Below are 12,361 nucleotides of genomic sequence, written 5' to 3' on the forward strand. Positions count from 1 at the left end.
ATTTATTTTGTTATATTTATTAAGAGAGTGCTTTTGTCTAAAAAGCTTTTTTTGTCTCCAATTGGATATGTTGTTACCAATAATACATAAGTATTAGATGGTTTTAATTTACTTTTAAGTTTTAAATCATATTCAAAATTAGCATAACCTGCATAAGCTGTAATTTTTTGATCTACAATATTTTTACCTTCGGAATCTTTTAATAGAAAAGATATTACTCTATCTTTATTAGCCTTATAACTTAAAGGAATTTTTAATGCTTTTGATGATTTTAAATCTATTGATTCTGAATCAAAAATAACACCTTCATCATAAATTCTAATTGGGTTTTCCTGCTTAGTATCATGACTTTCATCGTTAAAATCTACCAATTTATAACCACGTACCCAATCGTAATACACTACATTTTTTGACGGGTCTGCAAGTTCTTCATCATTAGGAAGCTCTATCCATGGAAACGGATACGTTTCGCAAACCAAACGCATATACATAGGTTTATCGAAAGGTTTTTTCTTTACTTTATCATAAAAGTATTGATGCTTAGGTGCTCTATTATCATAATAATAACTAGCGGAGCTTTCGTCTCGCCACCAACCTCCATAAACATGGAAATCTTTTGAGGCTACCTCATCATCTTCAAATCTTACTTGCGCTGCTCTATAATCATGCTTTTTCTTTTCGCAATCTGTATACCAAAAATGAGCATTAGAGTGCATTCCGCTTGCAAAAAAGCTACCTTTAAAATCGCCTTTTCTACCAATACATTCTTGGATATCCCATTCTAAACCGTATTTATCACAATCGTTTGGGCCTATAGACGTTTTTGATGTTGAAAACCAAAATGTTGCAGACATAGTTGTTGCACTTGCTTTCATTTTTGTTTCGTAATACCCTAAAAAAGCAGCTTTTTTAGAAACCACTGCACCGCCTTTAACATTAAAAATCATTTCTCTATTATAGGCATTAATAATGGTGTCTTTTTTCATTTTCTCTCCTCTAATTTGAAGGTAACCATCTTTAACAGATACTTGAGAAGACATGAATAAACCTGGTTCTCTTCCTTTCCATGTTGGGTGATTATCTAACCATTTATCGGTATCTAATTCTGTACCATTAAACTCATCAGAAAAATCTGGATTAAGTACCCAACGTTTACCTATTGGTGGTTTTGGGGGCCCAGATTGAGCTTGTACATAAATTAAATTTCCTATACATACCAATACTATAAATGCTGTTATTTTTTTAAAATTCATTATATAATTACTTTAATTTAAATCTGTTATAGAGAAACTTGTATTGATTTCTTATTACTTTTAAGCGCTTCGACATCGTAATAAAAAGTTGTTTTGTCTCCTTCTCCTATTTCAATAGTATAAACCCCGCCATGCATAACTTTTGGCTGATACTCTAAACCTTTTATTCTTAAAGAGGAAACTACTTCTTTAGTAAAGTTATTTCTAACCGTTACAACTTGATTTTGCTTTGAAATTTTAAATGTAGGAAGCTCGAAACCATCCTTTATATTAAAATTATCGATTTGAGAAAACGTAATTGGCCAACCCTTATATGGCTTACTCCCTTTAGCAAACATATCTACATTGCGCTCCCAACACTCGTATGTTACTTCTCTTTTAAACTTATTAAACCGGATAATACCATAACCTGCAGCTCGTCCTTTTAATAAATCTGTTTTAGGTTCGTTATCTGTATGTGTTGGATTTGCTACCACATGAACCGTTATTTTATTGTGAAATGCATCTTTATATTCGCCAGTATAATTAGGCATACCTTCAATATGATTAGCCCCTTTACTATCCGGATTCCACCATCTTAACCAATAATTCGCAGCAGCAGGAACTGCAAAAGAATAGCCAGCGTTATTCCAATTTTCTACACCATGTTGCACAACAGAGCCTAAATGTTGATCGCCAGCTATCATACAAGAAAAACTTTTACGTATAACACTTAACGCTTTATTTCTTCCTGCTTGAGGCCAACCGTTAGAATCTACACTGTATTTCTGTTTTTTATCTATTGTTGGCGAATGTGTTGCTAGATTTGTAAAAATAGTTTGCGACAATACTGCTTTCATTTGTGCATTTTCCCAATCGGTTGTCCAATCTTCTAAAAAGCTCAATTGACGATTTCCTAAAAGTGTTGCTTCTTTAACATCCATATTTCGAGTATCTTGAAAACGTTTTTTTTGCAAAACTCGCCTAGGTCCAGACTTAAACTTTCTATCTTCTAGAATGGCAAAGCTAATATCTCCCCATTTTAAATCTGTGTAATAAACACCTATACCTTGCTCTATTGGTGTTGGATCGTATGGATCTGGTAAATGACTTGTTTGTGCTCTTTCTACCTCTTTTATATAACTTACAGGCATGTAATAACCACCTTTGTTACCATCTCTACTTTCTGTTTTTCTTCCGCCATCTCCCCAAATATTGCCTTGCCCCACATCATGATCGTCTGGTATTGTTATAGTTGGTGTATTTCTTATTATTTCTCCAAAAGTCTCTCCAAATTTTAGCCAATTACCATAATGGTTACTATGGTCATAAACCTGGTCTCCTGCAAAAAACAACACATCTGGCTTTAATTGTTTTAAATTATTAATAATATCTAAAGCAGGGCCATTACCTCCATGTTTTTGATGGGTAGACCAACATGAAAATGCAGCCATAACTAGCTCTTGTTTATCCTTTGGATTCTTTTTAATAACACCATTATAAAAAAATGTGTTTTTATAAGCTACTCTATATTGTTTTTCTAAGGTATCATCCCAATTTTCTATTCTAAAATGTGCTGTATATCCTGGGTAAATAATTTCAGACACCTGTACTGTTTCCCATGTATTACCGTTTTTAATTTGTAGTGATGCCCGAAACGGATCGTAATTTTTTATAGGATAAAATTGCGCTGTTAACTTTAATGTATTCTCGTGTACTGTATATAGTGCAAAACAAATTTGCTTATTTTTCTTTTTTTGAGCAGAAATGCTATTAACCATTAATACTATTAAAATTATAATATACTTTTTCATATTTTTTTATTTAATGTCCTAAAAACATGCTACAACCAGAATACTTTCAAAGTTTTATAATGTTTTTTTTATTATTGCCCTTTATTATTTAGTGTTAGTTAATTTTGTTTTTACTATTACTATATTGAAGTTTTATATTATATAATGAATAATTTATTTTCTCAAAAGTATTTTTCTGCTATGCGAAACACCTTCACTCTTTATAGTTAGAACATAGATACCATTAGCTAATCCTTCGTTAACATTTAATATGAATTCTCTTTTATTTGGAATGACTTTTAGACTTTCTTCTTGAACCATTTGACCTTTTAAATTAATTATTGAAACCTCTATATTACTAGTTAATACTCCTGAAACTTTACCAATATGTAGTTTTAAATTATCTGCGCTAGGATATACTAGCCAAGTATTTTTAGATACCAAATTAAACGTACTATTACTTAAAATATCTGCATTACTTTTTCCGTTATATGCACCGATATTAGGAGTACCAGATGATAAATCTATTGGATTTCCATAAAAATCTACATTAGGGTAAGCAGGCACATTTTCGAAAACACCTGTTCCTGCTCCTGGTAAAACGGGCCCCTGAATAGGTGTACCGTTATTTAATGCCAGACTATTTTCGAATACTTGATAAGCCTTTTTATTGTCTCCTATACCTGTAAAACGACTTGCTCCTATTTGTGAGTTCTTATCCATATTTACCCAACTAGTATTTACAGTACCTTCAAAAAGGTTATTGGTTACCGTAAACGGTGTATTATTATCTCGTATGGCAAAATTTCTTTCGCCCATACCCGCTCCATTGGTAGATGAAAAAATATTATTATAAACAAACGTATTTTTAGAATCAAAAGTAATAGCAGTTGTATAAGGATCTCCATTAGTTTTTATGCCTTGGTCTATTACAATAGTATTATTATTTATATAGACCCCATCGCATAAATTTAACGCTGCTTGGTTTGGCTCTTTCCAACGATCTGAATATACATAAATAGTACTACTTGCGTTATTCCAATCGTGCACCCTAAAACCACTATTTACATCCACGTTAAATCTATATACAGCATTTTTATTTCCAGCCAAAATTTCTACAAAACCACCTTCGCAGTCTTCCATGTAATTATATTGCACAAACGTATTTTCGTTCTCAATATCTATATGTATACCATAAGAATCTAAATATCCTCTAGTACTTAAACACATGTTATATTGTACTACGGTGTTTACAGACCAAATATTCCAAACCGAACTCCCTCTCCCTGGCATTCTAGCATCTGTTGTAGCTCCTGGATGATCAAAAATATTGTTCTCTATTAAACAGTTATAAGTACGGTTTGGGAGCACTGCTGTACCTCCATTATAGTAAAACTCATTATTTCTTACTATAATATCCTTAATTTTATTAATGGCATCGTTACCTACACCATTATTACCTCCGCTATGTTTAAATTGAATACCAAACCTTTGCAAATTTGTAAAGTAACTATCTTCTATAAGTATATTTTGAATGTTTTTTTCTTTACCAACTTCTGTATTTTTACTACATGTAAAACGTATACCAGAAACTTGAATAGCATCAAAATCTTCTGGCTCTAGCATAGGCTGTACAGCGAAAACATCTTTTAAAGTTAAATTTCTAAAAACAAAATTTTCCATAACAGCATCACTACTGTTGTGTATAGCTATACCAAAGGCATCTGTATCAGATACACCAGAACGTGTTACTAAGCGCTCATTTTGAATTTCTAAATCTTCTAAAATAAGATTATCACAATTTTCTATTAAAATGGCTTCGGCATAATCTCCTCCACCAGCAGAACCAACTTCGCCAGTAATAATAGGTTTTTCTCCTGTACCATATGCAGAAATTAAAATAGGATTACCAATTTCTCCAGAACCATTAACAACATAATGTCCATCAAAACGATCGCCACGATTAAAATACACCGCATCACCTGGGAACAAAGAATTAGCACTTATTCTTGACAAAGTTTTCCATGGTGCATCAATAGTACCCTTGTTACTGTCGTCTCCTGCGTTACTTAAATAAAACGCTGTTTGCCTTATGGTTTCTTCTACTTTAATATTATCGATATCAATGGTTCCAGACCAATTATGGTAAAGCCCTATTTTTACTTGGGTAACACCCGCGCCAGCAACAAAAGTAGTTTCTAATTTTTTCCATTGTGCTTCTTCTGCAGTTGTAGTAGGCTTATAATCTGGAGAAGCACTTATCAGTTCATCGTTTAAAGTATATATTCTTATATGTCTTTTAAATGGGCCTTTAGTATCAAGTTCGTAAACATAATTTTTTCCAGCTTCAACAGTTATTGTTTTAACAATTTGCATTTTTGCCCCTCCATTAGGAGACGCTACCATTCTTGCATACTTATTACCGTTATTTTCTCTAACTACTGCGGTTACAGTACCTGTATAATTATCTGCCTTAGAAAGTACATAACCGTCAGTTTCTAAATTAAATGCATTGTTTTTACTTTCAAAATTTTCTTCGAAAACAGTTTGACTATTTGAATACATACTAAATAGTAGTATAACAAAAAACAACACCTTCATCTTAAAGTTTGTTCTATATAATTTCATAATTTACACTTTATTAAAGAACCGCATGGCAAAAAATACTCATTTAGCGAACTAATAAAGGCAACAGAAATACTAAAAAACAACAATTTTGTATTGTCAAGATAAAATACAGTGTCTACAACCCCGTATTTTAGACTAATACTCCAGCGATTTTTTTAATTTCTGCTTGAATATTTTATTATCTTTAAAAGAATCGTTTTGCTCTATAGTGTAGTCTTTTAACTTACTAGCTAAGTTCTTGGTTATGTCTTTATAAGCTGGTTCTCCAAAGTGATTTATAAGCTCGTCTGGGTCTTTTTTTGTATCTATTAGCCAAGGTTGCGACTTAACAGAAACATCTATTATTAACTTATATCTATTGGTAATAGCTGCTACCCAACTTTTGTGAATTCTACTAAATGTAACATTATTCTCTGTTTTTAAATTTGGGTTTTCTATAAGTTGACTTAAATCTTTTCCTGCTGTTTTAGGCAGATTTTTAACACCTGCCATACTTAAAAATGTTGGCATCCAATCTGTATTATTTACCGCTTGTTTAACAATGGTTTTAGGCTTTATAGATTTACCATGATAAATAATAAAAGGTATTAAAGCAGAACCTTCAAAAGGAGCTCCTTTATTAATTTGATTATGCTCGCCTAACAAATCGCCATGATCTGAAGAAAACATAATAATTGTATTTTCTAAAATACCACGTTCTTTAAGAGAGTTAATTAGTTTTCCTATATTATCATCAATACATTTTACCGATCCAAAATATGTAGAAATCATATTTTGCATTTTAGTTTCGTTATAATTTTTACCTAAAGGTTTTCTCCATTTTGGAGAATGCTCTGTTCTACCTTCTGTAAAGGTTCTAGGCATATCGAATTTTACACCTTTATACATTGTATTGTAAGGGGCTCTTACAGCATCTGGTCCGTGCGGTTCTGGCAAACTCACCACACAAAAAAATGATTGTTTTTTATTTTTATCAATAAAATCTACTGCTCTATCCATTAACCAATCTGTAGAATAAGAATCTTTATTTGCGCCTTGCATGCCATAACTGGGGTTTCCTTTTTTATCTTTGGCAGCTATAAAAGGTGTACCATCTTCCTCTGTTCCAAACACTTTCCAGTGCCCTCTATTAAACATATAACGATTATCTTTAAAACCATGACTTACCTCTGGCGCCCAACCTGGTTTAGCGTCTCCACTAAGATGCCATTTACCAATATATCCTGTATTATAGCCTTCTTTATTTAAAACATTTGCTATTGTTGGGTAACTTTTATTTAGGACATTATTATTTACTGGCATATTTACCGTTTGCGGATATTGCCCAGTAAACATACTTGCTCTAGATGGAGAACAAACTGGAGAAGCAGCATACATACTAGTAAACAATGCTCCATTATTTGCCAACCAATCTAAGTTTGGTGTTTCTACAACTTTGTCTCCCCACTGCTTAGCCTGTTCAGGTTCCATTAAATCTCTATAGCATCCTAGGGTTCTAAAATTATGTTCGTCTGTAATAACCCAAATAATATTTGGCTTTTCACTTTTTTGAGCAAAAGAGCATATTGTTATAAACAACAATAATAAACATGTTTTTAAGTGCGAAGTAATAATCATATGTATTTTGATTTATTGTTTTAAAATAACATCCCAATTTTCTGTACAAAAACTAGAAGCGGGCAAACCAGCTGTATTAAACAAACTGCCTTCTACATAGCTTTTCCATGCATAACGAACATGTTTGGGGTGCAACACATTATCACTCCATACTTGTAATGCCATGCCTTTTTCTATTATTTTAGCTTTTGCAGGATGGTATTTACCGTTTTCATCAGAAATTTCAAAATTGGTTAATTCTTTTTCTAAACTTGTTATACCTAATGGTGCTTCTTCAAAACGAATAAATGCTTTATTTTTTTCAATTTTAATCGACTTAAAAGTAGGTCCTGAATATGCAATACCTTCAACCTCATAATCTTTTGCCAAAGCCCATAATGCTAATCGTTCTCCAACTTCTTTCTTTTTTGGTGGATGAATTCTAGTTTTAGCACCTATATCATTAATAACTACCATGCCAGAATTTTTAACTGTTAACATTGTTTTTAACTGCGCTTGTTGAAGTTTTACCCAACCTTCTTTACCATGTATATAAGGTGCTAATTGCACAAAATAGAATGGAAAATCACCTTGATTCCATTGAGTTCTCCAATTTTTTATCATGGCGGGAAACAATCTCGAATATTGCTCTGCATTCCACCTATTAGCTTCTCCTTGGTACCAAATAGCTCCTTTTAAGGTAAAAGGAATTAATGGTTTTATCATCCCATTGTATAATACTGTTGCAGATTTTGTATTTATTTCCTTAGAAAAATCTTTTTTAAACTCTGGAAATTCTGAAACGATTACCTCCTTAGATGTCCATGCTTGAGCAGGTGTACCGCCAACATTACTTGAAATTAAACCTACGGGAACACCTAAATATTTTTGAAGTCTTAACCCAAAAGCATAACCTACAGCACTAAATTCGGCAGCTGTTTTAGGTCGAGATACTTGCCACTCGCCAACACAACTATTTAATGGTGTTTCGCTTACCGCCTTATTAACAGTGAAAAATCTTAAATTAGAATTCGTGCTATTTAAAATGATATCATTACTACCTTCTATGTGCTGCCCCGGACCTCCTTTTAGTTTCATTGCCATATTAGATTGTCCGCCACATAACCAAACCTCTCCTAAAAGAATATCGTTTAGCTCTGCATTTCCAGACCCTTTTGCCTCTAAAACATAAGGTCCACCAGCTTTGGTTGTTTTTAGTGTACCATACCATTTTCCTTTAGCGTCGGTTATTACACTCTTACTAACACCCCAACTGGCAGTAATTTTAACCGTTGTATTTGGTGCATCTGTACCCCAAACTTTAATGTTAGTGTTTCGTTGTAAAACCATGTGATCTCCAAAAACAGAAGCAAATTTTGTTTGAGCTTCTAGTCCTAAAGTTATAGGAAGACAGATAAATAATAAGTACTTTAGCATTGTATTTTTCATAGCAATAATTCTACTTTTGTTTTAAATTTCTAATAATTAGAATAGCATCGGCTTCGTTTCTAAACGGTCTATAATCCCAAAAACCATATTTGTGCTCGAACACCAATTTTTCTTCTTTTGTAAACTCACCGGTTATTGTATTAAACCATTGTGATGTTGCATTTTGGTAATCGAAATCTGTATCTAAATGCCTTTTAATATCATCGCTATGTACTTCTTTAGGCATATATTGCATTATAACGCCTTCTTCATTATTTACTAAAGTATAAGATCTTGGATTGTATTTTGTACTTGGTTTAAACTTTTCGAAATTCACTGTATTAAATAACTTTCGCATGTATTTAAAATAATCGAAATGTGGTTTTTTAAAACCTTCTGGCTGCTCGAATGGATTATGAATAATAGCATTCCAAGAAGTTGCTTGCCAATAATACGTAGTATAAACACCTGCAAAAAGACATAAATAATTCCTTTTTAAACATGCTTCTGCGTTTGAATAACCTCCTGGAAAAACGTTATAAGGAGACTCCTCGTAACCGCCATGTTCTATATTAAATACGGGCTTATCTGGAAAAAGATTATATACCTTTAACATGCTTTCGTATAAAGATAATTTCCAATCTTGTGTAGAAATAAAATCGACATCATCCTTATGTTTTCTACAAAACCCATAATCGTGTACCGATAACAAACGATTAAATGCATCTAATTTTCTTGCACGCACTATTCGCTCTTCAAGGTGTTCTACAATATTTTTGTTTTGACCAACTGCTATTTTTGATGCAGCTTCTTTTGATACATCCCAAATAATATTTGGAAAAGCCTGATAACGTTTAATAACATGATCGTAATACATATTATCTGCCTCTGATCCTGCATCTGGCCATGCAACTCTTTTGTTCCAAACATAAATCATTAAATGGCTTACAATTTCGTTATCGTGCATTTTAGCTATAACTTTATCAAAATGCTTAAAAAAATCGACATTTAATGCGCTATAATTGGGGTTAGAATTAGAGCCTAAAAAAGGAAATATATCTTCTCTTTGTCCATAATCGTGTTGCGGATTAGCTTTTAATTTCTCGTCTTTAACCCAGTCTAGATCGGGATCGTAGGCATAAACATTCATTACCACTTGATTAAATCCGTTTTCGTTAATCAAACCAAGCAAATGTTCTGTTTTAGGTATTTCTTTTTTGCCATAATCTAGAGCAAACAACCAATCACACTCGAAAGCAAGGTTAAAGTAATGCGAACCATCTTCGTAATAAAAATGCCTTTTATCTTTTTCGCTTTTAACAATACCGCCATGACGTTCTTTTTTCTTATTTTCTGTAAAAAGAAATCGTCCTTTAATACCGTTTAAATCTTTTATTTCGGACTCTATAACAAAAGACTTTTTCCCTATTGTAGAACTCGAATACCTAAACACCCATTCGTTATTTCCATTATAAAATAAAGGAACACGTTGTTCGTTATTTTCACCAATAACCACTGCAAAAACTTTTTTTGCAAAAGGATTAGTAACCGTTTTTTTTGTTTTGTAAACCACATCGTTTACCTCCCACTGGTTAGATTTTATAGTTTCACTAGCCTTTGGCATATTCCATACAGTAATTTGTCCTATGCTACTTTGAACAAAAAAAACAGTTATAAGAAAAGCACTTAGTAACTTAGTCATTTGTATTTTATTTGTTATTAGTTTTAAAATTAATCTTTTATTATTTTAGATTGTAATTTTACGTATTTAGCAATTTCTACCATTGGTGCTACCCAAACATCATGTTGTTTAAAATCTAAATATTTTAGTAATTTTTGATGGTCTACATTTTCAACATTTAAAGGGCTTCCGCCTCCAACACCATGAAATAAAAAAACTAAAAGCTTATTGTTTTTTATAGCTTCATCTACCAACCCAATCATTTCGGTTGCCGTATGCCCTTTCATCCCATAGGCATTTACGTTATCTAAATCAATTTCATTTATAGATTTTAAATCGCGCTTAACACCGCGAGCTGCAACAAAATCATTTTTAACATAATTATAAAACAAGGTATCATGCACTTTCTTTTGTCCGCAAGGAAAAGCAAAAGAACGTTCTGTTTTTCCATCAGTTTCTTTTAAAAGCCTATTGGTTTCTTTTATTTCTGAAACCACCTTTTTTAAAGTATAATTATTTAAATCTTTTTCTGGAGAAATGGGTGTCTTACTGTGTGGTCTTGCGCAAGGATGCATTAAAGTATGGTTACCCAATTCGTGACCATTTTTCGATGCTAATTTCCACTCTTTGTTCCGTTTATTAAAACAATCTGAACTACCAATAATATAAAATGTTCCTTTTAAGTTGTAAGCATCTAAACTTGGAATAACATAATCTAAATGTTGGTTTAGGGCATCATCATAAGTTAAAACTACAGCACAAGATTTACCATTCCAGCTTGTACTATTTTGAGCTATACCCTTTTGGAAAAAGATACTTATTAAACATAATAAAGTTACTCTCAAGTTACTAATTTTTAATAAAAAAGTAGTTTGGTAATTCTACTTTAGGTATATCTTTAAATTTCACATTGTTCATTAAAACACTTTTATCTATATCAAATGTCATTGTTTTTTTAGTATTGTAGGCAGATATAATGCGCTCTTCAGAATTAATAATATTATTCCCTTTTATTTTAAGAAAACCTTTACCGTAACCAATAGCAATGGCATGTTGCTTACTGTAAGTAATAGTATTACCATCTAATGTTATATTGCTAGAGCCAAAGTCTATTTTTTCTTCATTAGGAATTTTACGCCCATTGCCATGACCCGTGTAACCTGTTGAAAAAATAATAATAGCATTACCAACATCGTTTCTCATGGTATTATTTTGAATTAAGACATCTCTAGTATCATGCTCTATATGAATCGCTTGAGAATACTTTTGCAAGCCACCATCCATTCTAGAGTTATTTCTAATTATTGCATTTCGAGTATTAGCTAAAGCTATATTAAATCTAGCTGCTACGTAAAATTCGCAATTTTCTATTATGATATCTGAATGATCGATTAAATGAGTATCTGCAAAGGCATTATCTATACTAATTTGATGATCGCCACCTTTAAAAACACAACGGTTTACCAAGAAATTCTTTAATATAACAGAGTCCATGGTTTGTACTCCAAATTTACAGTCGTTAAAAGTTGTATTCTCAACTAAAATATTTTTAAAATCGCCTCTAAAGTCTACACCGGTATAACCGCCATTAGTAAAAACACAGTTTTTAACAGTGATATTAGAAAACACTTTCCCTTTTGATTCTACTCTTATAAGGTTAGTAGCATTTTTAAACGAAATATTTTCGAACGTTGTAAAACCAGCTCTTAATACAATAAGATTATTTTTTTTTATCTCTTTTCGTATTTCGAATCTGCTGCCATCTTTTTTATTTTTTCCAATAAAAGTAATACCCTCTTTATTTATTAGAAAATCTTTATCGCTTTTCGTAAAAATAATATCTACATCGACTAAAATAATATCGCCATGCTTAGCCTTTTTGTAAGCATTATTTAATTTTTCTACAGGACTTCCTGTTTGAGTTGATATTTTAATGGTTTTTGCACTTAAAGCACTAACACTTAAAAAGAAAACTAATACTATTTTTAAATATATTTTCATAA

The 12,361-nt window shown here is 31.9% G+C and carries 8 protein-coding genes; all 8 read right to left on the reverse strand.

Annotation, left to right across the window (positions count from 1 at the left end; all coding sequences use genetic code 11):
• Positions 1-2: 2 nt before the first annotated feature.
• The gene (locus ABD715_RS12585) at positions 3-1,253 is read right to left on the reverse strand and encodes a LamG domain-containing protein (protein ID WP_344788606.1); all 1,251 of its coding nucleotides are present in this window, start codon (positions 1,251-1,253) and stop codon (positions 3-5) included.
• 26 nt (positions 1,254-1,279) lie between these two features.
• Complete coding sequence (locus ABD715_RS12590) at positions 1,280-3,046, reverse strand: metallophosphoesterase family protein (protein ID WP_344788608.1); 1,767 nt, start codon at positions 3,044-3,046, stop codon at positions 1,280-1,282.
• A gap of 153 nt (positions 3,047-3,199) precedes the next feature.
• Positions 3,200-5,653 carry a T9SS type A sorting domain-containing protein gene (locus tag ABD715_RS12595; protein ID WP_344788609.1) on the reverse strand — a complete coding sequence of 818 codons (2,454 nt, stop codon included), beginning with the start codon at positions 5,651-5,653 and terminating at the stop codon, positions 3,200-3,202.
• 135 nt (positions 5,654-5,788) lie between these two features.
• The gene (locus ABD715_RS12600) at positions 5,789-7,270 is read right to left on the reverse strand and encodes a sulfatase-like hydrolase/transferase (RefSeq protein WP_344788610.1); all 1,482 of its coding nucleotides are present in this window, start codon (positions 7,268-7,270) and stop codon (positions 5,789-5,791) included.
• 12 nt (positions 7,271-7,282) lie between these two features.
• The gene (locus ABD715_RS12605; RefSeq protein WP_344788611.1) at positions 7,283-8,698 is read right to left on the reverse strand and encodes a sialate O-acetylesterase; all 1,416 of its coding nucleotides are present in this window, start codon (positions 8,696-8,698) and stop codon (positions 7,283-7,285) included.
• A gap of 10 nt (positions 8,699-8,708) precedes the next feature.
• A complete protein-coding gene (locus ABD715_RS12610) occupies positions 8,709-10,379 on the reverse strand; it encodes an apiosidase-like domain-containing protein (RefSeq protein ID WP_344788612.1) in 1,671 nt (556 codons plus the stop codon).
• Between the two features lie 29 nt (positions 10,380-10,408).
• A complete protein-coding gene (locus ABD715_RS12615) occupies positions 10,409-11,203 on the reverse strand; it encodes a polysaccharide deacetylase family protein (RefSeq protein WP_344788613.1) in 795 nt (264 codons plus the stop codon).
• A 4-nt stretch (positions 11,204-11,207) separates the two neighbouring features.
• On the reverse strand, positions 11,208-12,359 hold the full coding sequence (locus ABD715_RS12620; protein WP_344788614.1) for a right-handed parallel beta-helix repeat-containing protein: 1,152 nt from the start codon (positions 12,357-12,359) through the stop codon (positions 11,208-11,210).
• Between the last annotated feature and the right edge of the window lie 2 nt (positions 12,360-12,361).

This window comes from Postechiella marina (assembly GCF_039538365.1).
GTDB lineage: Bacteria > Bacteroidota > Bacteroidia > Flavobacteriales > Flavobacteriaceae > Postechiella > Postechiella marina.